Source organism: Pseudomonas sp. SDO5591_S426 (genome assembly GCF_054070755.1).
The window spans coordinates 74,307-96,847 of record NZ_JBSVXD010000001.1 but is presented as its reverse complement, the minus strand read 5'-3'; the positions used below and the strand labels follow the sequence as shown (position 1 = coordinate 96,847).

General features: G+C 56.4%; 23 protein-coding genes and 3 pseudogenes. 10 read left to right on the top strand and 16 right to left on the bottom strand.

Going from position 1 to position 22,541, the window contains the following annotated elements; translation table 11 throughout:
- Window positions 1-62 precede the first annotated feature (62 nt).
- The 3 genes from cynS to ACW9JC_RS00390 all read left to right on the top strand — a co-directional run bounded on the left by cynS (window position 63) and on the right by ACW9JC_RS00390 (window position 1,582).
- Complete coding sequence (gene cynS / locus ACW9JC_RS00400) at window positions 63-530, top strand: cyanase (RefSeq protein ID WP_457452852.1); 468 nt, start codon at window positions 63-65, stop codon at window positions 528-530.
- A gap of 104 nt (window positions 531-634) precedes the next feature.
- Window positions 635-883 (top strand): DUF2790 domain-containing protein, encoded by a 249-nt coding sequence (locus ACW9JC_RS00395; RefSeq protein WP_457452850.1) that lies wholly within the window; start codon window positions 635-637, stop codon window positions 881-883.
- A gap of 36 nt (window positions 884-919) precedes the next feature.
- A complete protein-coding gene (locus ACW9JC_RS00390; protein WP_448107925.1) occupies window positions 920-1,582 on the top strand; it encodes a carbonic anhydrase in 663 nt (220 codons plus the stop codon).
- Between the two features lie 36 nt (window positions 1,583-1,618).
- Here ACW9JC_RS00390 and ACW9JC_RS00385 read toward each other — a convergent pair whose 3' ends face one another.
- The 9 genes and pseudogenes from ACW9JC_RS00385 to rclC form a co-directional block, all read right to left on the bottom strand.
- A complete protein-coding gene (locus ACW9JC_RS00385; RefSeq protein ID WP_457452847.1) occupies window positions 1,619-3,691 on the bottom strand; it encodes a 2Fe-2S iron-sulfur cluster-binding protein in 2,073 nt (690 codons plus the stop codon).
- A 176-nt stretch (window positions 3,692-3,867) separates the two neighbouring features.
- Window positions 3,868-4,092, bottom strand: a pseudogene (locus tag ACW9JC_RS00380) (isochorismatase family protein); the annotation flags it as partial.
- A 44-nt stretch (window positions 4,093-4,136) separates the two neighbouring features.
- A complete protein-coding gene (locus ACW9JC_RS00375; protein WP_457452846.1) occupies window positions 4,137-4,760 on the bottom strand; it encodes a DJ-1/PfpI family protein in 624 nt (207 codons plus the stop codon).
- Between the two features lie 151 nt (window positions 4,761-4,911).
- Window positions 4,912-5,823, bottom strand: a complete 912-nt coding sequence (locus ACW9JC_RS00370; protein WP_457452845.1) for a LysR family transcriptional regulator — start codon at window positions 5,821-5,823, stop codon at window positions 4,912-4,914.
- Window positions 5,823-6,743 carry a LysR substrate-binding domain-containing protein gene (locus ACW9JC_RS00365; protein ID WP_457452844.1) on the bottom strand — a complete coding sequence of 307 codons (921 nt, stop codon included), beginning with the start codon at window positions 6,741-6,743 and terminating at the stop codon, window positions 5,823-5,825. Before ACW9JC_RS00365 ends, ACW9JC_RS00370 begins: the two co-directional genes overlap by 1 nt.
- 200 nt (window positions 6,744-6,943) lie before the next feature.
- The gene (locus tag ACW9JC_RS00360) at window positions 6,944-7,573 is read right to left on the bottom strand and encodes a glutathione S-transferase family protein (RefSeq protein WP_457452843.1); all 630 of its coding nucleotides are present in this window, start codon (window positions 7,571-7,573) and stop codon (window positions 6,944-6,946) included.
- Between the two features lie 140 nt (window positions 7,574-7,713).
- On the bottom strand, window positions 7,714-8,598 hold the full coding sequence (gene cynR, locus ACW9JC_RS00355; RefSeq protein ID WP_338580935.1) for a transcriptional regulator CynR: 885 nt from the start codon (window positions 8,596-8,598) through the stop codon (window positions 7,714-7,716).
- Between the two features lie 93 nt (window positions 8,599-8,691).
- Window positions 8,692-10,053 (bottom strand): glutathione-disulfide reductase, encoded by a 1,362-nt coding sequence (gorA, locus tag ACW9JC_RS00350; RefSeq protein ID WP_457452841.1) that lies wholly within the window; start codon window positions 10,051-10,053, stop codon window positions 8,692-8,694.
- Window positions 10,054-10,483: 430 nt separating this feature from the next.
- Window positions 10,484-11,059, bottom strand: coding sequence for a reactive chlorine resistance membrane protein RclC (gene rclC / locus ACW9JC_RS00345; protein WP_448107917.1), 576 nt, complete (start codon window positions 11,057-11,059; stop codon window positions 10,484-10,486).
- Between the two features lie 197 nt (window positions 11,060-11,256).
- On the opposite strand from rclC, the gene ACW9JC_RS00340 reads away from it, so the two are divergent.
- Both ACW9JC_RS00340 and ACW9JC_RS00335 read left to right on the top strand, forming a co-directional pair.
- Window positions 11,257-12,153 carry an AraC family transcriptional regulator gene (locus ACW9JC_RS00340; RefSeq protein ID WP_457452839.1) on the top strand — a complete coding sequence of 299 codons (897 nt, stop codon included), beginning with the start codon at window positions 11,257-11,259 and terminating at the stop codon, window positions 12,151-12,153.
- 168 nt (window positions 12,154-12,321) lie between these two features.
- Window positions 12,322-12,534: pseudogene (locus ACW9JC_RS00335) on the top strand (LuxR C-terminal-related transcriptional regulator); the annotation flags it as partial.
- A 48-nt stretch (window positions 12,535-12,582) separates the two neighbouring features.
- On the opposite strand, the gene ACW9JC_RS00330 reads toward ACW9JC_RS00335, so the two are convergent.
- The gene (locus ACW9JC_RS00330) at window positions 12,583-13,503 is read right to left on the bottom strand and encodes a LysR family transcriptional regulator (protein WP_457452837.1); all 921 of its coding nucleotides are present in this window, start codon (window positions 13,501-13,503) and stop codon (window positions 12,583-12,585) included.
- Between the two features lie 113 nt (window positions 13,504-13,616).
- On the opposite strand from ACW9JC_RS00330, the gene ACW9JC_RS00325 reads away from it, so the two are divergent.
- Both ACW9JC_RS00325 and ACW9JC_RS00320 read left to right on the top strand, forming a co-directional pair.
- Window positions 13,617-14,486 carry an SDR family oxidoreductase gene (locus ACW9JC_RS00325; protein WP_457452835.1) on the top strand — a complete coding sequence of 290 codons (870 nt, stop codon included), beginning with the start codon at window positions 13,617-13,619 and terminating at the stop codon, window positions 14,484-14,486.
- Between the two features lie 50 nt (window positions 14,487-14,536).
- Window positions 14,537-14,638: pseudogene (locus ACW9JC_RS00320) on the top strand (patatin-like phospholipase family protein); the annotation flags it as partial.
- Window positions 14,639-14,648: 10 nt separating this feature from the next.
- On the opposite strand, the gene ACW9JC_RS00315 reads toward ACW9JC_RS00320, so the two are convergent.
- From ACW9JC_RS00315 to ACW9JC_RS00300, 4 genes are read right to left on the bottom strand one after another with little or no spacing between them, the layout of a single operon-like run.
- Complete coding sequence (locus tag ACW9JC_RS00315) at window positions 14,649-15,917, bottom strand: NAD(P)/FAD-dependent oxidoreductase (RefSeq protein ID WP_457452834.1); 1,269 nt, start codon at window positions 15,915-15,917, stop codon at window positions 14,649-14,651.
- Window positions 15,914-16,666 (bottom strand): amino acid ABC transporter ATP-binding protein, encoded by a 753-nt coding sequence (locus ACW9JC_RS00310; protein WP_457452832.1) that lies wholly within the window; start codon window positions 16,664-16,666, stop codon window positions 15,914-15,916. The genes ACW9JC_RS00315 and ACW9JC_RS00310 overlap by 4 nt, the downstream gene beginning before the upstream one ends.
- Entirely contained in the window at window positions 16,663-17,331 is a 669-nt protein-coding gene (locus tag ACW9JC_RS00305) for an amino acid ABC transporter permease (RefSeq protein ID WP_338580908.1), read from the bottom strand. The genes ACW9JC_RS00310 and ACW9JC_RS00305 overlap by 4 nt, the downstream gene beginning before the upstream one ends.
- The gene (locus ACW9JC_RS00300) at window positions 17,328-18,110 is read right to left on the bottom strand and encodes an ABC transporter substrate-binding protein (RefSeq protein WP_457452830.1); all 783 of its coding nucleotides are present in this window, start codon (window positions 18,108-18,110) and stop codon (window positions 17,328-17,330) included. The genes ACW9JC_RS00305 and ACW9JC_RS00300 overlap by 4 nt, the downstream gene beginning before the upstream one ends.
- 214 nt (window positions 18,111-18,324) lie before the next feature.
- Here ACW9JC_RS00300 and ACW9JC_RS00295 point away from each other — a divergent pair, with 214 nt between their 5' ends.
- Window positions 18,325-19,104, top strand: a complete 780-nt coding sequence (locus ACW9JC_RS00295; protein WP_448107910.1) for an IclR family transcriptional regulator — start codon at window positions 18,325-18,327, stop codon at window positions 19,102-19,104.
- 42 nt (window positions 19,105-19,146) lie between these two features.
- On the opposite strand, the gene ACW9JC_RS00290 is transcribed toward ACW9JC_RS00295, so the two are convergent.
- The gene (locus tag ACW9JC_RS00290; protein ID WP_457452828.1) at window positions 19,147-19,785 is read right to left on the bottom strand and encodes a dTMP kinase; all 639 of its coding nucleotides are present in this window, start codon (window positions 19,783-19,785) and stop codon (window positions 19,147-19,149) included.
- 121 nt (window positions 19,786-19,906) lie between these two features.
- Window positions 19,907-21,088 carry an MFS transporter gene (locus ACW9JC_RS00285; protein ID WP_457452826.1) on the bottom strand — a complete coding sequence of 394 codons (1,182 nt, stop codon included), beginning with the start codon at window positions 21,086-21,088 and terminating at the stop codon, window positions 19,907-19,909.
- A gap of 242 nt (window positions 21,089-21,330) precedes the next feature.
- On the opposite strand from ACW9JC_RS00285, the gene catC reads away from it, so the two are divergent.
- Window positions 21,331-21,615, top strand: coding sequence for a muconolactone Delta-isomerase (catC, locus tag ACW9JC_RS00280; protein WP_457452824.1), 285 nt, complete (start codon window positions 21,331-21,333; stop codon window positions 21,613-21,615).
- Window positions 21,616-21,668: 53 nt separating this feature from the next.
- Window positions 21,669-22,520 (top strand): LysR family transcriptional regulator, encoded by an 852-nt coding sequence (locus ACW9JC_RS00275; RefSeq protein ID WP_457452909.1) that lies wholly within the window; start codon window positions 21,669-21,671, stop codon window positions 22,518-22,520.
- The last annotated feature ends 21 nt before the right edge of the window (window positions 22,521-22,541 follow it).

Here is a 22,541-nt window from a genome sequence, read left to right as displayed (position 1 = left end):
CGGCAGAAGATTGCTTCACACCCAAGCAACACTCACCAAGCAAGCCCGATAGGAGAAACACCATGCAACAGTCCCACGCTTACAACGACAACAGCCTCGAGCTGACCGCGAAAATCCTCGACGCCAAGGCTCGCAAGAATCTGTCTTTCGAAGAGGTCACCCAAGGCACCGGCCTCGGTCTGGCTTATGTCACCGCTGCCCTGCTCGGCCAGCATCCGCTGCCTGAAGCCGCTGCCAAAGTGATCGGCGAAAAACTGGACCTGGACGCCGACTCGGTCGCCCGCCTGCAAATCATCCCGCTGCGCGGCAGCCTGTCGGGTGTTCCAACGGATCCGACCATCTACCGCTTCTACGAAATGATCCAGATCTACGGCACCACCTTGAAAGCCCTGGTTCACGAGCAGTTTGGTGACGGCATCATCAGCGCGATCAACTTCAAGCTCGACATGAAGAAAGTCGAAGACCCGGAAGGCGGCCACCGTGCAGTGATCACCCTCGACGGCAAGTTCCTGCCACTGCGTCCTTTCTAAGGATGCAACCGGACCTGTAAATCGGCCCGCAGCCTTGCGGGCCTGCTTCAAAAAACTTCTTAACCCTTTTCGATCAATCACCACATTTGAATGGAGGATTCGTCATGAAAAAAATTCTGTTTCTCGCCCTGTCCCTGACGGCTTCGTTGTCAGCCTACGCACAGCAAGCTGTAGTCGCCCCTGAGGCCGTTCCATATGCGTATGGCATGCATCTGGATATCGCCAAAGTCATCCACCTCACTCCGACGGCGGATGTCTGTGGCCCGACGCCGGTGCAAATGACTTACGGCGACTCGCATGGTGAAACCCACATCCTGGAATACAGCGTGATCGGCAGCGGCTGCACCAACTGATCGTTACCCAAACACAACTTATTGAAGGTACACACCATGAAAGCGCTCATCGAAGGTTTCTTGAAGTTCCAGAAAGAAGCATTCCCACAACGCACTGACCTGTTCAAACACCTGGCCACCACGCAACATCCGGGCACCTTGTTCATCACCTGTTCCGACAGCCGTGTTGTACCGGAACTGTTGACGCAGCAAGAGCCTGGCGAACTGTTCGTGATCCGTAACGCCGGCAACATCGTGCCGTCCTACAGCCCACATTCCGGTGGTGTGTCTGCCACCGTGGAATACGCTGTCGCCGTACTGGGCGTGACCGATATCGTGATCTGCGGCCATTCCGATTGCGGTGCCATGACCGCTGTCGCAAAGTGCACCTGCATGGATCACCTGCCTGCGGTCGCCGGCTGGTTGCAACATGCCGAGTCGGCGAAAGTCATCAACGAGTCGCGTCCTCACGCAAATGAAGCCGCCAAAGTCAGTTCGATGGTGCGTGAGAACGTCATCGCCCAACTGGCCAATATTCAGACCCATCCGAGCGTGCGCCTGGCTCAGGAAAAAGGTCTGGTCAATCTGCATGGCTGGGTCTACGACATCGGCACCGGTTCAATCGACGCTTTGGACGCCGACAACAAGACCTTCAAGTCTCTGGTCAAGCATCCGAACACCGTTGCCGTTCATGCCCGCCCAGCCAAAGCTGTTGCCTGACCCGCGCATGGCGGGATGAATACCGATGACGCCAACTCACAAATCCAGCACCAGGGGGGCGTCGCCCTCCTTGGCTTGCGCTGGCACCGCACAGCAAATCAGTACCTCCCCTTCGGCCGGCATCTCAGCCGGCAGATTCAGATAATGCACTTGGCCACTGACCAACCGGGTCCGGCATGTACCGCACGAGCCGCCCCGGCAACTGAAGTCCGGGTTCAGACCACGGCTCTCGGCCAGTTCCAGTAGACTCCCGCCACCCGGCTCCCACCGAGCTTCCTTCGCCGACGCCGAAAACAGCACTTTGACCGGGCTGCTTGCCGCGGGTATCTGCTCGACCGCCGGAGCTAAATGATCCCGTTGGCGAACCAGGGTCGAAGGACCGAAAGTCTCCGCGTGAATACGATCATCGCCAATACGCAACTGACGCAGGCCGTCGTACAGCGCCTGGGTAAAAGCACCAGGGCCACACAGGTAAAAGTCGTAATCGTCCAGGGGCAGCAATGCCTTGAGCAGTTCGACATCCACACGCCCCGCCACCTCAAAATCCTCACCAACGCGAGCATGCGTTTCCGGCTGACTGAGCAGACGCAGTGCACGAATTTTATCCTTGGCACGGGTCGCCAGTTCGTAGAGCTCATCGCGAAACCCTAGCTCCCCCAGGCTGCGCGCACTTTGGATGAACCAGGTGGGACGAGTGCGACGAATTCGTTCGCCTTCATAAATCACTTCACGCAGCATCGACAGCAGCGGGGTCACGCCCACGCCCGCGGCCAGCAAAACCAACGGTCGATATTCATCGGCTTGCACCGTGAAGCGCCCTTGAGGGGTACGGGCTTCAACCAGATCCCCGACCTGAACGCGGTCATGCAGATGGGACGAGATAAGTCCGTCACGCTTGACGCTGATGCGGAAAAAACTGTCCGACGGCGCGCTCGACAGGCTGTAGGTCCTGACCAGGGGCGCCTGTCCTTGCGCAAGGCAAAAACGCACCGGCAGATGTTGGCCAGCTTCGAACCGAGGTATGCCCGCGCCATCGGCCGGTTCAAAGTAGAAGGAGCGAATGGTGCTGCTCTCGTCAACGATCCGCGTCACCCTCAGCGGTCGCCATTGATTGCGCAGGCTATCGGCTTGCAATCGGCCTTCAGCCTGCTCCCAACTGCCCGTCATCAGGCTGTTAGGCGAGAAACCTTCAAACCGCCAACGCAGGGCCAACACGGCCTGACGTCGAACCACCTGTTCCACGGTCAGCGTCCAGAGACGCTCAGCCCCCTGAAAGGCGGCAATCTCTGGCCCTTCGAGAATGATCTCGGTACGCCCGCTGACTTGCAGCATGTCGCCTGTTTCAAAATCGATGAACGCCAGCCCCGCGCGCGGGTTGAGCAGGAAATTACCCAAGGTGTTGAAGTGCAGGTTGCCCGCGAAATCGGGAATCGTCAGCACGTTGCCTTCGATCCTGACGAAACCTGAATTGCCCCCTCGGTGCGAAACGTCCACCGAGCGTCGGGATGCATCGCCATCCAGGTCGACGTAGCTGGCGATGAAAAAGGTATCGGCCTTGCTGATGGTCGCCTTGGCGGCTTCATCGAGTTCGCTGAGACATTCGGGCGGGACATTTGATGACGCTTGGCCAAGGCTGACCGGTTCAACGCCTCGCAACTGAATGTACTGCGGGCAGTTGCCGAAAGCGTGCACCACAGAAACGGCAAAACCGCCTGACGAGGCGGTGCTGATGTTGCCGTTCATGCGATTGCGCCTTCGGGTCTTCAGGTCAATGCCCAGCAGTCCCACCGCAGCGCCCTGCTTAAGGGCCGCCCTGACCGGATCACCCTCGGCGGGCAGGCGGTCGAGCTGCAGCACTCGCGGATCGGGTGAATGGATGAAGCCCGGCGGGCCTTCGATCAACGTGGCCCAAGGCATCCCTTGTTCATCGACCGCGCCCACCACCAGGTAAGGCAACTGGTTGTAAAACAATCGATGCTGATCAGGCATGTAGTCACGTACTACCTTGCGTCCGAATGTCTCCATCTGATCGGCGACGCCGACGCTTTCCTGCAACTCTCGCTCACCCGCATGCCAAGGGGATGCTTCTGGCGCGTCCGATTGATTCATGATCACCTCTACGCATTCGTGAACAGGTGCCCTTCACCCCCCGCCCGGCGAGGAATGGTTGAATCCCCGGCAGCGGGGGCTAATTCGCAGTTGCCGGGAATCATCAACTCTGTGCTTTGCCTAGGCCACATACTCGTCAGTGCTCAGCACTTCGGCGTACCCGAACTTTAATTGCGCACCTTCTCGTGCAATTGCGCGCCGTCGGAGCCTGGGACAAAAAACGGTGCATCAGGCGCTAAAGTCTCGTGACGGATATGGATGACCAAGTCACCCCGCTCACGTGCTGCTCCAATGACACGAGCCGCATTGCCAGCGGCCGAGTCAGTCGCGTTGAGTTCCCATTTGCCGCCGGAAAAATAGTCATTCTGAATATCAACGACGATGAGTGCTGTGTCAGTCATACGGTTACCTTGGTAAAGAGTCGATTCGGAGTGGGTGGATCATTTCAGGGCACTTGCGGCGTTTCGTACCAATCACGGTCGGGGGTGGCGAAGCGCATTTTCTTGCGAATAAAAGCGGCATTTTCAACGCTGGTTATTTTTTCGAGCAGCGCGAAGGCAACTTCGGTGGCAGTGCCCGGTCCGCTTGAAGTGATGATCTGGTCATCGATAACCACCGGGCGATCGACAAAGCGTGCACCGGTTTCCAACAGTTGGTTTTTGCGCTTGCCGCCCTCTTGGTGGTAGGTCGTGGCGTTCCTGTTACGCAGCACGCCGGCCACGCCCAGGCACACGGAAGACACGCATACGCTGGCAACGGGTTTGCCGGCTTCGACGAAATTCCGGATGGTCGCCAGGAAGGGTTCGCTCAGGGCTTCCTCGTAAAAACCCGACGGTTCAAAACCACCTGGCAGTGCCAAGGCATCGAAGCTGCCCACGTCCAGATCGCTCAATAAAAAACTCGGATTGAGCGAGAGACCGAAGGTGGTCACGATCTTTCTGCGAAGGCCGGCGTTGACCAGCTCCACGGGGTGATCTCCCAGCAGGTTGGCCCAGCCAAGCACGTCGGTAAAAGCGGCCATTTCCAAGGGCTCTACGCCGTTGGCCAGTAACATAAGCACGCGTTTCATCGGTCAGGAACCTCTGCTGTACAGCATGGAAGAGTGTGTGTGCTTATGCTCCGCCTTAACCGCCGTACAAAGAACGACCACAAAAGACAATCCACTATTTCGCTCACTGAAATACCTGATAGGCATCTGTATCAGTGCAAGTTGCGCGCGCTCAATCAGCATCCGGCTGCATGGCCGGATGTTCGCGCAGGCCCTCGACGATGTGGTCGACGAAACTGCGTACCCGCATCGAGGCCTTGCGCCCCTCGCGGTACACCACATGCACCGGCAGCGCCGGTAACTCATAGGGCTGCAATACACGCCGCAATCGCCCACTGTTCAAATACTCGTACAACGGATAGCTCAGGCAGCGGGTAATGCCGGCGCCATGAGCAGTAGCATCGATGGCCGCCTGCACCGTCGCGCAACTGATCCGTGACCGGGCTTTTATAGGGTTCAATTCACCGTCCTGGTGAAAGTCCCACTGGACCTTGTCTCGATAAGCATGAGTGGCGACCAACCGATGATGTCTCAAATCTTCCGGTACGCCGGGCTCACCGTGAGTGGCCAGATAGGCCGGGCTGCTGCAAACAATCGAGCGCACGTGGCCTACTTGTCGTGCGATCAATGATGAGCTGGGCAGATTACCGACGAGCACAGCTACGTCGATTCCCTCCTCATTCATGTTCGGAAAACGATCATGGTATTGCGCGAAGACTCTTACTTCGGGATACAGGTTCGTATAACTCGATAGCATCGGGTTCATGACATAGCGGCTGAACAGCAAAGGCATCAATACCGTGAGATTGCCTTGGGCCTGAACGTGCAAGCCCTTGGCCGAAGCCTCTGCGTCTTCGATGGCCTTGAGAATGCGTGAACAATCGGCCATGAAGCCGGCGCCGGCCTCAGTCAGCGACACACCGCGGGTACTGCGAAGTAACAGTGGCACGCCAAGACGTTCCTCCAGCCGTGCAATGGCGCGAACGACCGTGGGTCCTGACACGTTCAAACGACGTGCCGCAGCAGCCAGGCTGGGTCGCTCCGATAAAGCTTCGAACATCAGCATTTCATGGTAGCGATCCATCAGCTGGAACCCTTCACCACAGCCTTGAGCGCCGAATCCTTGCCGAGTCGATCCGCGAGAAAATCCACGAAGGTATGGACCTTCGCCGGGATTCGGGTGCTCTTGAGGTAGACCACTTGAATGGGCAGCGCAGGCGGTTCGAAGTCTTCCAGCACCAATTCCAGTTCGCCAGCTGCCACCTGGTTGGCCACTTGGTAGGACAATACACGCGTGACGCCCCAACCCAGGCTGGCGATATTGATCGCGGCCTGATTGGCGGTGACCACCAATCGCGGTTCGAATCGAAAGCTCAGTGCGTTGCCGTCGTTGACGAATTGCCAGTCGCTCAGCAAATGGCTGGCCGAAGACATGACGATGTTGGCGGAACTGAGTTCACCGGGATGACGCGGCCTGCCGTTGCGCTCGAAATAATCGGGTGTACCGCAGATCACCTGGCGTACTTCGCCGACTTTGATGGCGTGCTGATTGGTCTCATGCAAATGGCCGATGCGTATGGCGACATCGATACCCTCGTCAGCCATATTCACGACACGATCCACCAGCAAGGCATTGAGGTGCACCGAAGGAAACTGATCCACGTAGTCGACCAGCAGCGGCGCGATGAACAACTCGCCAAACAGCACCGATGCGGTTACGGTCAAATGCCCGCACGGTATCGAGTAACTGCCAGCCGCCGCCTCCTCCGCTTCGTCGATATCGCTGAGGATACGCCGACAATCTTCAAGGTAGCGTTGACCCGCTTCGGTGAGATGCAGGCTACGAGTGGTGCGAGAAAGGAGCTGTGTGCCGATGCGCTCTTCCATCGCGGCGATGGCACGGGTCACGCTGGGGGGAGAGATGTTCAATCGGCGGGCAGCCGCGGCAAAGCCTTCTTCCTCGGCTACTGCCATGAATATCTGCATTTCTTGAAAACGATCCATAGGCGACCCTGTCTTGATGAGAGGACAGTTAGGTATATGGCCGCTTGCGCGGCAAGACCTGTTTGCCAGTATCGTCGGCTACAGTGACTTTCGCACGTGCCGTCGGGCTGCATGTACCTAAAGCGTCCTGGGAGAACTGCGAAGCAAATGAAAAGGAGCTTGCCGGGATTAATCTCCCGGCAAGCTCCTTAAGATTCGCATCAAGCCTCTTGCAAGCCTACAGCGGTACGTTGCATGCCAACGAAGTTCGGCAACGCTTCGATGCTGCTCAACCAGGCACGGACATTCGGGTAGTCAGTCAGCGCCACGTTACCTTCTGGTGCGTGGGACACGTACGTGTAGGCGGCAACATCGGCGACGGTCGGCTTGTCGCCGGCCAGGAATTTGCTTTGACCCAGCTCTTCTTCCATGACTTTAAGCAGGGCATGAGAACGTTTGATCGTTTCTTCGGCGTCATAACCGGCACCAAACACGGTGATCAATCGCGCGGTGGCAGGGCCCGAACTGATTTGACCGGCGGCCACCGACAACCAGCGTTGAACCTTGGCTTGCGTTACCGGATCGGTCGGCAGCCATTGGCCGTTGCCATATTTGGCGGCCAGGTAAACCACGATGCCGTTGGAGTCGGCCAGTACGGTGCCGTTGTCATCGATCACCGGGACTTGTCCAAAACTGTTGATCGCCAGGAACTCGGGGGTTTTGTGTGCGCCCTTCATTAAGTCCACAAAGACCAGTTCCGTCGGCAGGCCGAGCAGGGACAGCATCAGTTCAACCCGATGAGAGTGACCAGACAACGGGTGACGATAAAGTTTGATCGCTTGCTGGGACATGACGTACTCCGACTATTTATGTGTTCGACCCGGTGATCGCGTCGATGGAGTCATCTTCCCCTCCTCTCATAAACAGCGGAATGACCAGCAATTACAATCCAGCATTTCATGGCGTGTAATGATCATTCTTTTTGCAGAGGCTACTGACGCACCGATTCACCCAGCATCAAGTCCATAAAGGCGACTGACGCCGCGCTGTGATAGTTGTTTTTGCGCCGCAACAAAGCGGCTCCGCGCTGTGGCCCTTTGTCCAGCAGCGCGATCCTGCGCAGGGCGCGGTCCTGGGTAGCGATGGGTTCCGGAAGAATAGTGGCAACCGCCGTGTGCCGCATGACTTCCAGCAAAGTGTTGACCGAGTTGACCTCGATCACCACGTTGGGGGTGATCTGCGTCTTGGCGAAGTACTCGTCAATACACACGCGGGTGGCGAAGTCGGGAGTCAGCAACGCGAAGTTCAGTTGCGCGACCTGCTCGGCGGTCAAGGGTTTCTTCCAGTCGTATAACGGGTGATCGCGCCCCACCACCAGCCCCAGGGTTTCAACGAAAGCCGGGATTGTTTCGATGTCCGGGTTTCGCACCTCATCAAACGCGATGGCGATATCCAGTGAGTCCTCCGCCAGGCCGGTTTCGATATCGGCCATGGAGAGTTCAAAGATCTCCAGATGGATATTGGGATAGAGAGCCATATAGTCGCGCATCAGCGGTCCTACCAGATACGCCATGAACGTCGGTGTCATGGCCAGGCGCAGGGTGCCGCGCGACAGATCCTTCACATCGTGCAGTGCGCGCTTGCCAGCCTCCAGCTCTACCAATACACGACGGGCACATTCGATGTAGGCCTGCCCCGCATCAGTCGGTTTGACCGTGCGTGAGGTTCGGTCAAACAGCACAACGCCAAGCGTATCTTCCAGCTGCCGGATCTGCTGCGACAAGGTGGGCTGGGAAACATGCAGCGCCTCGGCTGCGCGGGTGAAGCCGGCGTTATCGGCGACTGCCAACAAATAGCGCAAGTGTCGTAGCAGCATAAGAACTCTCCTCTATAGGCACTGCTTATGCGCTGCATTGTATATCGATCCTGGAGGCTATCGAACCAACGGAAGAAGATTGGCCGTCTGCCGTTATCTGCCGGTGACAGGCGTACGCAGCGTCACGAATTCTTCTGCCGAGGTTGGGTGCACACCGATGGTTTCATCGAACAGGCGCTTGGTGGCCCCCGCTTTCAGCGCGATGGCCAGCCCTTGAATGATATCTCCGGCGTCGGGGCCTACCATGTGCGCGCCCAGTACTCGATCAGTCGCAGCATCCACCACCAGCTTCATCAGCGTCTGCTCGGTCGACTCCGTGAGGGTCAGTTTCATCGGTTTGAATCGGCTCTCGAAAACCAAGACTTTGTGGCCATGCTCCAGTGCCTGTTCTTCCGTCAGCCCAACGGTGCCGATGTTGGGCTGGCTGAACACCGCGGTGGGAATGTGTCGGTAATCCACGGGGCGATATTCTTCAGGTTTGAACAGGCGACGCGCGACGGCCATGCCTTCTGCCGTGGCGACTGGAGTCAGTTGCACCCGGCCAATCACATCACCCAATGCCAGAATCGATGGCTCGCGGGTTTCGAAGTTGTCGTTGACGTCGATGAAGCCCTTGTCATTGAGTGCGACGCGGGTGTTTTCCAGGCCCAGATTGTCGAGCATGGGGCGGCGGCCAGTGGCGTAGAAAATGCTGTCGGTCTCCAGTTGACGACCGTCGTTGAGCGTCGCCAGCAGACTGCCGTCCGCCTGTTTGTCGATCTGCACGATATCGGTGTTGAACTGCAATTGCAGACCGCGTTTGCTCAGTTCTTCCACAAGGTGCGTACGAACTGATTGATCAAACCCGCGCAGGAACAGATCACCGCGATACAGCAGGCTGGTGTCGGCACCCAGACCATTGAAAATGCCGGCAAATTCGACGGCGATGTAACCGCCGCCAACCACCAATACTCGCTTGGGCAGCTGTTTCAGAAAGAATGCTTCATTCGAAGTGATCGCGTGCTCACGACCTGGAATATCCGGAATCTGTGGCCAGCCACCGGTGGCAATCAGAATGCGTTCTGCGCTGTAACGTTGGCCGTTGATTTCAACGTGATGGGCATCGGTCAGCCGTGCATGACCTTCGAGCAAGGTCACGCCGCTGTTGATCAACAATTTGCGGTAAATCCCGTTGAGTCGTTCGATCTCGCGGTTCTTGTTGGAGATCAATTTTTCCCAGTCGAATTGCGCCTTGCCGGCCGTCCAGCCAAAGCCCTCGGCCTGTACGAAGTCGTCGGCAAAATGCGAGCCGTAGACCAGCAGTTTCTTTGGCACGCAACCAACATTCACGCATGTACCACCGAGGTAGCGGCTTTCGGCAACAGCCACTTTCGCGCCGAATCCTGCGGCAAAACGCGCGGCACGGACACCGCCGGAGCCTGCACCAATCACAAATAAATCAAAGTCGTAGGTCATCTCAATTCTCTGCAAGGTCGCACAACACAGGTGTGTCCAACCATCGTTAAAGGGGAGAAAAACGAAGTTTCAATGCGCGCAAGATCGGGGCGCATCGTTTCAAGACCGAAACCTTGTTCTGATGCGTATTGGATCTGTGCGTGACAGGAGTCGCTCTGGACTCGCTAGTGAGTGCGCCCATCAGTTGGGGCAGCAGAAAGCCACCTTCGTATTCGCTATGGGCCATGGCTGGAGTCTCCAACCAAGGGTTACCGTCGCAGGAATGAGCAAGATCAATCATGTGGGGACTCCCTGGATGGACTCTGCATTAGCCCGAAATGAGTCAATGCCTTCTGCGTTCAGTCTCGCTATCTATGGGCAATTAGAGAACCGGCAGGGATGTCATGGCTTAATTGTGCTGGGTGAAACAATCCAGCGAGGCGTTGATGGCTCATGCACGACTTTCCCGCAGCAGATGACGAGCGGAGTCGGCCATCACAGTCAGCGAACCTGCCAGCATCAAAACGTCTTTAAGCACCAGGCGACCGCCACCGGACAGGTAGGGAAAACCGTTCTGGGCGTCGCCCAGGGCACCGACCCAGGCTTCGGGCGTGGTGATCAGAAAGCTCAAAGTCACCAATGGCGTACCGAAGGCCAATGCACCACCGAGTAAGCCGGTGCGTCGTGAGATGGGGTTGGACAGCACCAATAAGCCAATCAGGAGTTCGACAATGCCCAGCCCGGTCGAGAACCCGTAAGTGTTATTGGCTGTCTGCCAGGCGCGCTTGTCCGCGTTCAGTTCGCCTTCATGTGTCAGGTGAACCTTGTACTCTTGCGGGTGCTCGTAGAAGAACGACATGAAGGGGCTGTTGGCGACAAACGGTGTGATGCTGTCGGCCTCGTAGGGGACGAATTTGAGTGCGCCAATCCACAGGAAAACGATGCCGATTGCCAGTCGCATAAGCGAAGCGCCAAAGGTATCCACTTTGCTGAGGAACCGTAACCAGGTTGCAAATGAGGTGAGCATGAGACTTCTCCAGAACATTGAATGTGGAGCCAGTCTGCGGGTTTGGCGAACGGTGCTTTTGTTCGTCATGCTCAAGTTGTTGCTTGATCGTCTCAACGTGAACAGGTTGAGTGTACTGTTTCGACACACTCTGTTTTCTCCAGTGGCGCGATTCGGATTTGCTCAATCGGCTCAGCTTTTATTGCGAAAAACTCAAAATGAACTCAATCGATAAACTCATCAGCTTGGCCAATGTTCGCGGCAGCCTGGATTTGCGCTGCCAATTCGAGGGGGATTGGGCTCGCGAGCATGCGCAGGAAGCCTTGGGCAGGGCGCCCTATCACATCGTGCTCGCCGGAGAGTGCCGGGTAGATTTTCCCGATGGCCAGCGCGTTCCCATGAAGGCCGGGGACATTCTGCTGCTTGCGCGAGGCGCGCCGCATGTCATGCACAGCCCAGGAAAAACCGTAGCGCCGAGCGTGCCGAGCGTTAACGAAGGTGGTGTCGTACCGATGCATCGAATTGGCGGGACCAGTCGCGATTTCGACATGCTCTGTGGCGGGTTTCACTTCAATCGCACGTCACTGCTATTTGCCGCGCTGCCCGAGTATCTGGTCATCCCGCCCACGACCAGTGGGCAGTTGCCTGCGCTGGTGGAGATGCTGCGTGGCGAAGCGGATGGTGACCAGGTCTGCTCCAGATTCATGCTCGACGCGCTATCCCAGGCACTGTTTACCTTGATCCTGCGAGCGCACCTGGCAAGCGATGGCCAGACCACCGGTTCACTCGCCTTGCTCAGCGATAAACGTCTCGGACGCGCGTGGCAGGCGATGTTGGCCGACCCTGCATTCGAGTGGACCGTTGAAGGGCTGGCGGAAATGGCAAGCATGTCCCGGGCAACTTTTCTGCGCGCCTTCGCACGAGTGGCGGGCGCATCACCCTGGGTGCTGTTGACTCAGGTCCGGATGGAATTGGCGTTCAACCTGCTGAGCCACTCCCATCTGGGGTTGAGCGATATTGCCGTGCAGGTCGGTTACCAGTCGCAGTCGGCTTTCAGCAAGAAATTCAAGGCGTTTTACGGGGAAGCGCCGGGGAAACTGCGTCGCGAGATTTAGCGTATCCATTTCGCCAACGTCCCGACCAGGCTGTCACCCAGGATCCTGAAACTGCTGTTCGCCCTGATGCTGGTGATGGTGGGAATAGACGTTTTGACGTGATTCGTCTGCTTGTGAGCATGCTCGGCACTGCCCTGTCGTTTGAACTGCTACGCTTTCCAAACTTGCAAAGTTACTGTCAAGATTCACCGTGGTAACGCGATGAAAAAAATGCAGGCGAAATCATTTGCTGATCTGGTCCGAATGGCTGAATGCTTAGGTTACGGGCAGTTTGAAAACGGCAAGCCCAATCCCAGTGAAAAGATCATCAATGGCTGCTTCGCTTGCCATACGAAGTTGCCCCCTGCTACGGACCTGATCTTCACGAAGTATTCCGAATAACCGCTCATGGCTTCAGAACTTCCGTCAGAACTGGTGCGCACCGATGTGTCAATCGGCACGGAAGTGTTGGCAGAGCGATTCTTGAAAATGCTCCAACAGAAAATCGACGAACACCCGTGTTTTCGCCGGCAAAGACTTTTTCGAAGAGTAGTAAATCGAGACCACGCCCAGATCCACGTACCAGTCGGGTAACAATCGAACCAGCTCACCGTTTTGCAAGCGAGGCCAGGCGCGATCCAAGGGTAGTAGCGCGACACCTAACCCCATCACAGCGCAACTACACAGCGCTTCTGGGTCGTTCATGATGGCTGCTGGTTTTAGATTCAGGTCGTACCGCCCTTCTTCGAAATCACGAAGTGTCCAGTTCAGCAAACGCCCTGAGTTGGTCGAGCGCATTACGATGCCATCGGCCCCCTGCAAATCGCTGGGCGTAGCGGGTAGCGGTTTGCCTTCAAGCCATGATGGAGCAGCGACAGCCACGAGATGAAGTTTGGCCAGTTCGCGCGCCACAACGCCAGGTGACAATTCCATGCCTCCGCCGATAGCGACATCAAAACCTTCACCTATCAAATCCACACGTCGGATTTCCAGGTGCCAATCCGGCACCACAGCGGGATAACGCTGTTTGAAGGTCTTGAGCAATGGCAATACATAATCGTAAGCCAAAGACGGTGCCAAATTGACCCGTAGTCGCCCTGCGGGTACTTCTCGAGTTTCGCCAATCTGGTTGATGGCCCCCTGGATGGTTTCCAGGCCTTGCGCGACCTCTTGGTAAAACAACTCTCCCGCCTCGGTGAGGGTGAGACTGCGCGTGCTGCGGTGGAACAACCGCGTACCCAGATTCGCTTCAAGTCGCGCCACATTTTTACTGACGGCGGCAGCGGAAATCCCCATGCGCCGTGCGGCTTCGGAAAAGCTGCTGGCTTCTGCGGCACGGACGAAGGATTCAAGATTACCCAGGGTTTCCACGATCATCTCCAACTTTAGGTTGAAGCTGATTCTACCGATTGAAGACTAATTAATCCTTGATGCTTTGGTCATGATGGGCTTCCTCCTGGTTCAAGATTGGAAAGCAAAGCATCATGGCAAAAATTCTCGTTACCGGCGCGACAGGCAGATTGGGCAATGCTGTCTTGCGTTCACTGATACAAAAAATCCCGGCATCAGATGTTGTGGCAATGGCACGTGATATTGAAAAGGCGGAGCCTCTGGCTGCATTAGGTATAGAAGTGCGCCGAGGGGATTACACCGACTACGATTCGCTGGTGGCGGCGTTCGAAGGCGTAGAAAAAATCTACCTGGTGTCAGCCGTAGCGTTCAGTGATCGTCTTGCCCAGCATAAAAACGTGATCATTGCAGCCGGCCGTGCGGGTGTTCGTCATGTGGTTTACACCAGTATTCAACGGATCAACGATGAGCTGGCACCTATCGAGGGCGTGACGGAGAGCGATATAGCTACCGAGCGATTGCTTGAGAAGTCGGGCCTCACGTACACAATTATTCAACATCCGCTGTACGCCAACGATTTGCCCTTCCTCATCGGTGCCAATGCGGCAAAAGAAGGCTTCAGCGCCCCAACAGGGCAAGGTCGAGCCAGCTTCGCCACTTATACCGAGCTGGCAGAAGCCGGTGCCGAACTGTTAACCCAAACAGGCTATGAAAATCGCACTTGCCTGCTCAATGCAGGACAGACCTGGTCGTTTCAGGACATCGCAGACGGGTTGACTCGACTGACGGGCAAGCCGGTTGCTTACCAACCAATTTCCGTTCAGGCATTCATCGCCGCTCGAGAGGGTGACGGCTGGCCAACCGCGGTCGCGAAATTCCTCAGCGGCTGGGGCAATGCTATCGATAAAGGCGCTTTCGACCAGAACAGTCGCATCCTTGAAAACCTGCTGGGGCGCAAGCCGAAAGATCTTGAGGGCATTTTACGGGTGGCTTTCTCGCTTTAAGTATTCGCTTCTACTCATACGCATTGATCCCGAAACCATTTGGATTCGATGTGGCGACCAAAACCGCAATCGTATTCGCCGGCAGCGGCAGTTTAGGTGCGGTTCAGGTCGGCATGTTGCGGGGCTTGGTCGAGGTGAATGTTCGATACGAATAAAGAATCCTCAGCTCACATTCAACCGATCCAACAAGCTATACCACGCCACTCCCGCGCCAATATAGAACCTCTGCAATCCATGTAATGGCAGCCGCTGCAATGGCGACACCGGATACGCAAATGCCGCGCGGTTATCACATAAGCGCCCGGCCAACTGTTGCCCAAGACTGGTACACAAAGCGATCCCCCGCCCATTACACCCAAGCGCCAAGGTCAGCCCTGGTGCCGGTTCATGGACATGGGGCATGAAATCTCGAGTGATGGCGATCCGTCCAGCCCAGTGATACTCAAACTCCAGTGGCCCCAACTGCGGAAACAGTAATGCCAGCGAGCGCTCAAGGTGAGCAAAGTCCGTCGGCCCAGTGGGATCGTTGAACAAGCCGCGCCCGCCCATCAACAGACGTCCGTAGGCATCCTTACGGAAATACAGCAGTAATCGTTGCGCCGTAGAAACCGTTTCCTGTCCAGGCAAAATACTGTCGGCAACAGACCCACTCAACGGTTTGGTGGCAACGATAAAACTATTGGCAGCCAATATGCTTTGCGCCATGCCAGGCCACAGGTTACTGCTGTAGCCGTTGGTTGCCAGCACCACCTGATCCGCCGTTACTTGTGCGCCGCCAGCGGTCTGCAATTGCCACCCGGAGCCATGACGCTGCAACGCAGTCACGGCGCTCTGGCCATGAATCCGCACACCTGCGGCCAGCGCCGCACGCACCAATCCGCGTGCATAAGACAAAGGCTGAATCGCCCCGGCTCGACCATCCAGCCAACCGCCGGCAAAAGCTTCACTGCCCATACGAGTCGCCACTGTTCTCGCGTCCAGACACTGCACTGGCACGCCACGCCGGGCCCATTGATCCGCACGGGCATGCAGCCCGGCCACGCCTTTGTCCGAGTAGGAAACCTGCATCCATCCCTTTCGCACCGGCGCGCAATCAATCTCATGCCGCTTGATCAAACTGAACACCAGGTCAGCAGAGTTCGACACAACATCGATCAACGGTTCAGCGCGCTCAGCACCGTACATTTGCACCAGTTGATCCGGATCGTATTTCAACGTCGGGTTGACCTGCCCACCATTACGGCCCGAGGCCCCCCAGCCAGGTTCGTTGGCTTCCAGGACGCAGACACTTACACCCTTCTCAGCCAGATGCAGGGCCGTCGACAAGCCGGTATATCCTGCCCCCACAATCGCCACATCTACCTTCAACGATTCAATCAACGCAGGCGTCGGTACGGCTGTTGGCGCAGTCGCGGCCCAAAGTGACTTCATGACAGGCTCCGGGTGCTGGCGGTCGGATGCAGTACCCGGCGCAAAAAGTCCTGGGTTCGCGGTTGCTGCGGATTGCCCAGCACTTGCTCTGCCGGGCCGCTTTCAACGATGTAACCGCCATGGAGGAAGCACACGCGGTCGGCCACTTCGCGAGCAAAACCCATTTCATGGGTGACCACGATCATGGTCATGCCTTCATCCGCCAAGGTACGCATGACTTCCAGTACATCGCCCACCAGCTCAGGGTCGAGGGCCGAGGTAGGTTCGTCGAACAGCATGGCTTCGGGCTTCATCGCCAAGGCACGCGCGATGGCCACCCGTTGTTGCTGACCGCCGGAAAGTTGTTCCGGATAGGATTGCGCCTTTGCCGACAGGCCGACTTTTTCCAGTAACGCCAGGGCTTCTTCGCGTGCTTGAGTGGGTGACTCACCTTTGACGTATACCGGGCCTTCCATGACGTTTTCCAATACGGTGCGATGGGGAAACAGGTTGAAACGCTGGAACACCATGCCCATGCGACTTCTGAGCGCGTGCACGGTTTTACTGCTGCGTTGCACGGTTTCGCCGAACACGGTGATGGCGCCGCCATCGTAGGTTTCCAGTGCATTGATACAGCGCAGTAGCGTGGATTTGCCCGAGCCAGAGGGGCCAATCAGACACACCACTTCACCCTTGGCCACGTCCAGATCCACTCCGTGCAGTACGCGGTGGTTGCCGTAATGTTTTTGCAGCTGTCGAATCTTGATCATGCTTTTTTCCTCCGGCCCAGATGCTGTTCCATGCGACGCAGGCCATACACCAACGGCAGGCTCATCAGCAGGTAAAGCAGAGCTACCAGGGTGTAAACAGTCATGTTCTGAAAGGTGGATGAGGCAATCAATTGCCCCTGGCGGGTCATCTCGGCGACGGTAATGGTGGACACCAGTGACGAGTCCTTGAGCATCATCACCAACGTGTTGCCATAGGGCGGAAGTGCGATGCGGAATGCCTGGGGCAGAATCACGCGGCGCATCATCAATACCGAGCGCATTCCCAAGGCTTCGGCGGCTTCGCGCTGTCCTTGCTCCACGGCGATGATGCCGGTGCGAAAGTTTTCAGCCTGATAGGCGGAGTAAGCGATACCCATGCCGATCACCCCGGCCTGGAAGGCGCTGAGGTGCACGCCCATGTCCGGCAACACGAAATAAATGTAAAACAGCTGCACGATGATCGGCAGGCCGCGAATCACGTTGATCACCGTGCTCGCCGCCACTGACAGCGCGCGGATCGGCGACAGCTTGAGCAATGCCAGCACCAGGCCGATGGCGCTGCTGAGGAGGAATGACAGCACGGTGATCTGGATAGTCACCCAGGCGCCCTGAAGCAGGATGGGTAAAAAATCCACGGCGCTTTGCAGGAATTCAGTGGGGCTCATAGGTTCACCTGGGCATCGAGCCCCCACTTCTTGAGGATACTGGCCAAGGTTCCGTCAGCCTTGATGCTGGCGATGGCCTGGTTCAATCGCTCGAGGGTTTCGGTATCGCCCTTGCGCACCACAAGGCAAACCTCGCCGACATTAGTGGGTTTGTAGTCGGCGGCCAGTTTCACGCCTTTGAATAGATTCTGGCGGATCTGATACGCAACCACCGGTTGGTCACCGACAGCGGCCTTGATGCGACCCAGGGACAGGTCACGGACCATCTCGCCAATGGAGTCGTAGGTGCGGATTTCCTTGAAGATGCCGAGCTTGTTGAGCTGGTCGTAAAAGATGGTGCCGGCCTGCACACCCACGACCTGATCTTTGAGCGAACTCAGGTCGGGGTAGGCGGCATTGTCATCGGCGCTGATGATCAGACCTTCACCGTAGGCGTAGACCGGGTTACTGAAGTCGACGACCTTTTTTCGCTCTTCGGTTTTCAGCATGCCGGCGGAAATGAAGTCGAGCTTGTCGGAGGTCAGAGAGGGAATGAGCGCGGCGAAGTTGGTTTGTTCGATCTGGCTGGTGAAGCCGCCGGCCTTGCCCACCGCTTCGGCGACATCGACCATCACCCCCTGGATGCTATTGCTCTTGATATCGAGAAAGGTAAACGGCGAACCGCTGGCTGTTGCACCCACTTTGTACGAGGTTGCACTGGCAGCGTGCACGGTGGTAACGCAAACGGTGGCGCACAGACCGAAGGCAAGATGGCGAAACAAGTGTGAAAGACTGTTCATCGGGTTACTCCAAAAGGAAAACGGATCGTCAGTACCGCTGGCGGCAGGAGAACAATCGCAAGCCTCATGCCATTCCGATTGAAATATGGCGAATATCGATTCACAAAACGCTATAAATGATCTGTTCGTATCGATATGCGATATTTAATGGTCTATTTTTGCTTTATGCTGTAGAAATCTCCCTGTAATTGATCAATCTGACAACGAGTTCGCCATGCCAGAAGAACGCAACAGTTTGCACAATCAATCCTTGGAAAAAGGCTTGTCAGTGCTCAAGGCTTTCAGCGCACAGCGCCGTAGCATGAGCCTTGCAGAGGTGGCTGACGCCGCCGGCATGACGAAAAGCTCCGCCCAGCGCATGGTGTTTACCCTGGAAAGCCTTGGTTACCTTCGGAAACACCCGCGCACACGTCATTACCAACTGACACCGCGTGTGCTGGAGCTGGGGTTCAGTTACCTGGATGCTCATTCGCTGATTGAAGTGGCCAACCCGTTCCTTTCCGAACTGACGCGACTGACCGGAGAGACCTCCTGCCTTACGGAGCCAGCGGGATACGACATGACCTACATTGCGCGCTTCGTCAGCTCAGGTTTTGTGCCGGTGCATATGCCGATCGGCTCGCGTGTGCCGATGTATTGCACAGCGTCAGGCAGGGCTTACTTAAGTGCCCTGCCCCAGGATGAAGCGTTGGTGTTAATCGAACATAGTCAGCGAGTCGCCCATACCAGCCATACGCTGACGCAGGTCGACAGTATTCTGGAATCGCTGCAGGTGGTGCGCGAGCAAGGTTATGCAGTCAATACCCAGGAACTTTTCCTCGGCGATATGACCATCGGTGCACCGGTGCTGGGGGCTAACGGCCGGCCGGTAGCGGCGGTGCATGTGGTAGCACCCACCAGTCGCTGGAGTCGCGCGGATGCCGAGCGGCAACTGGCTCCGGCGCTGTTGCAATGCTCTCGTGCGTTGACCAACTCGGCGCGGAATCTGGATTGATCTCGTGCCTTTGAATCGAGCACTCCAGCATTTTCAACCGCATCAAGACCGGCGAACTTCGCCTGCGGGGCATCGAAGGACTCTATAAATCTCGGAAACCACCTGCTTCATTGCCTCTTCGATCGTTCCTTCATTACGGCATAAAACCCAGCCGTGATCCGCAACCGCTCGCTCGAACGCGTTGGTACAAGCGATATGTTCTTCCAGCTTATGGATCACAGTACTGCTCAATCCACGCGATCGTGCCGCTGCCCTCGCCCATGAAATATCAGGGGCGGTGACAACCCCGACATGCAGGTCTGGCACTTGCACGTTTCGATCAAGGTTCAACTGCAGAATCTCTGCAAACGGGACTATTCGCCGAAACGCAGCATCCGACGGATACCAGCGATCGATCAAGACGATGCTGTCTGGTGGCTGTTTAGCCAGGACGTGCCGGGACATCCAGGCACGGCTATCAGCAAAGCGCTCACAAACCTCCAACTCCAAATCCCGAGTGGGATTTCTGACGAGTTGGTTTACGAGGGTCATTGTTTCCCCCCGAAAGGGATCGCTTTTTTTCTCGCAAAGCCGGATCACTTTTTTGTTGTCTGCCCTCAGTGCTTTCGTAACGGCTTCCAACAATGTGGTTTTCCCGGCTCCCTTGGGTCCATCTAGAGAAACAAACAGCGGACGATTCATTTTTCACTTAACGATAGATACACGGTTTTTGAGCCCTGTTCGTTCGCCAGAACCGTTTGGCACGAATACGCGAATCGAGTGGAGGGCCCTTAAGAACGGACATCGAAGAACACTCTAACACTCAGGAGACTGTCCTGGTCTTCGCCAATCCGCCCAACGCCAACAGAGCGCTGCCGGCAATGAAACAGGCAAGCGCGGTCACGCCCACTTCCAGACCAAAAAACTCAATCAGATAACCCGTGGCGACTGGAATGATGCCCGCTGGAATGTATCCGCCGATATTGAAGATCGCGTTCGCTTCAGCGCGGCGATTGGCCGGCACGTTTTCGGCAATTAGCGTCAACCCGCCCAATTGACCCAGGCCTTGACCGGCACCCGCCAATAAAGCGCCTACCAGAATCCAGGCCGCAGAATCGAGGTGCAGCGCAAGCCACAAGCTGATCATCCCGACAATCGTCCAGATACCGCTCAACGCGAACATTCGTTTAACACCGAAGGGCTTGATCGCGAATTGCACAAGCACCGCGACAAGAAACATAAAAAATGCCATCACCCCACTCAGAAGCGGCTGATTGGTATGCAACAGTGTCGCGAGCATCTTCGGTCCCAAGGAGAGTACAAAAGACGTGGCCGTTATGCCGGGCCCGAAAAACGTGACGCCCAGCAACACGATGCCAATGCTCTGCTTTGGAATAGAAGGAAGCTTGGGACGAAACACTCCTGTGCCTAGCTTGCGGTGTGGCTGGCGAAGAACAGCGACCAGCGCAAGCAGCAACAGCAAGATTTCAGCGCTGAACACCAGGCGGATCGGATCCGCATAGTAGTGGGCTATTAATCCCGCTAAGAGCGGCCCCGATCCAGCGCCCGCCACCATGGCGACAGAGGCCATTAACGAAGCAAATTGCCGGCGATGCGACGACGTCTGCTCAACGACGTTGGCCATTCCCGCCGAAACAACGATACCCACTGAAACGCCTGTTAAAAAGCGTGCAAGCATCAAGACCAAAACACTGTCTGCCGCTTCAAATAGCAGCGCGGCCACGATGGCAATCCCAATGCCCGGCAGCAATATCGCCTTGCGACCATAGTGATCAGAAAGTTGGCCGGCTATAACTAATGTTATTAACAAACCGAGAATGTAACAGCCAAAAATTACGGTCAATATTCCTGACGCAAATCCCAATTTATCCTGCCAGAAGCCATATAACGGCGTTGCTGCGTTGGACAGTATAAAAATGGCTGTGATGACCCACGCTGCCCGCATCACACCGAGTGTATTGTCAACTCTCGCTTCAGTAGTCATTGTTGATACTCCGCCTGAATTTCCGTAGTGAGGCGAGCATACAGACTGCTCTTTAGCCTACATACGGCCGAAAATGCGGAGCTGATGTGCAGAAATTCACAATCACTTTTTTGAATACTTGAAGTTACGATTGGCTTTTTCTCAATCTTCATCCCCCCAAAAGTCAGTTGAACTTTTAATTGCCCGCTCCTGTAATGAAGCCACGCAGGCGCATAGTCGCCTTTGATTAACAGGAGACACGTATGCTGTTTCAAGTAGCGATGCAGATCCACATTCCCCACGACGCGGATCAGGAAAAAATTCGAAACCTCAGCGCAGCGGAGATGAAGCTGGCGCAGAATCTTCAGCGCCAAGGCAAATGGCTTCATCTGTGGCGGGTGGCTGGCAAGTGGGCAAACGTCAGCATTTTCGACGTGGACAGTAACGACGAGCTTCACGAAATCCTCAGCACCCTGCCTTTGTTTCCGTTCATGGCACTGGAAGTCACGCCATTGAGCAAGCACCCGGCGTCCATCGCCCAGAGCTGATGTTGCTTGTAACCCGCCCCATCGGTGGCTTGATTGGACGAAGGAGTAATGTCATGTTTGATTGGGAAGATCTGCGCTACTTCTCGGTGTTTGCCCAGGAACAATCGTTATCCGCAGCCGCTCGCAAGTTGAAGGTCGATCACGCAACGGTAGCGAGGCGAATCAGCGCACTGGAAGCCTCACTGAACCTGAAGCTGGTAGACCGTCGCCCCAGGTCCTATGAGCTGACGGCGGACGGTGAGCGTATTGCCAAACTGGGCAAGCGCATGGAAGTCGAATCCTTCGCCGTGGAGCGTAGTGCGCTGGCAGGTCAGGCCGGGGCAGTCGGAGAGGTGACCGTCAGCGCGCCACCCGCGCTGGCCTGCTCATTGATCGCGCCGCATCTGGGAAAACTTCGTCAGGAACATCCTCAACTGTCTTTGCAATTGTTGGGCAACCTTGGCAGCGCCTCCCTCACCCGTCGGGAAGCGGACGTTGCCATTCGCTTGAGTCGCCCCACAGAGCCGGACTTTGTTGCCCGAAAAGTCGCCACCATTGCGTTTGCCTTATATGGTTCAGCCGACTATCTGGATCGAACGCCTGCCGACCAACTGACCTTCATCGCCTATGACGAAAGCATGGAACAAACCACTCAGCAGGTATGGCTGCTGAAACAGGCCGCTGATCGTCCAATCCTGCTACGCAGCAACGATCTGAACATTCAGGCCATGGCTGCGAAAGCAGGTGTCGGACTTGCAGCACTGCCCTACTTTCTCGGTGAACAATATTCACTGAAGCCTGCCGCCATTTCCGGCCCCGCGTTAGAGCGCGAAGTATGGCTGGTGACTCACAACGATATTCGTCATACCGCGTCGGTGCAGGCTGTCATGACGTTTCTGGCCCAGTGTCTGGCTCCTCCCGTTTGAGACTGCCAGCCGTGCTGTGAT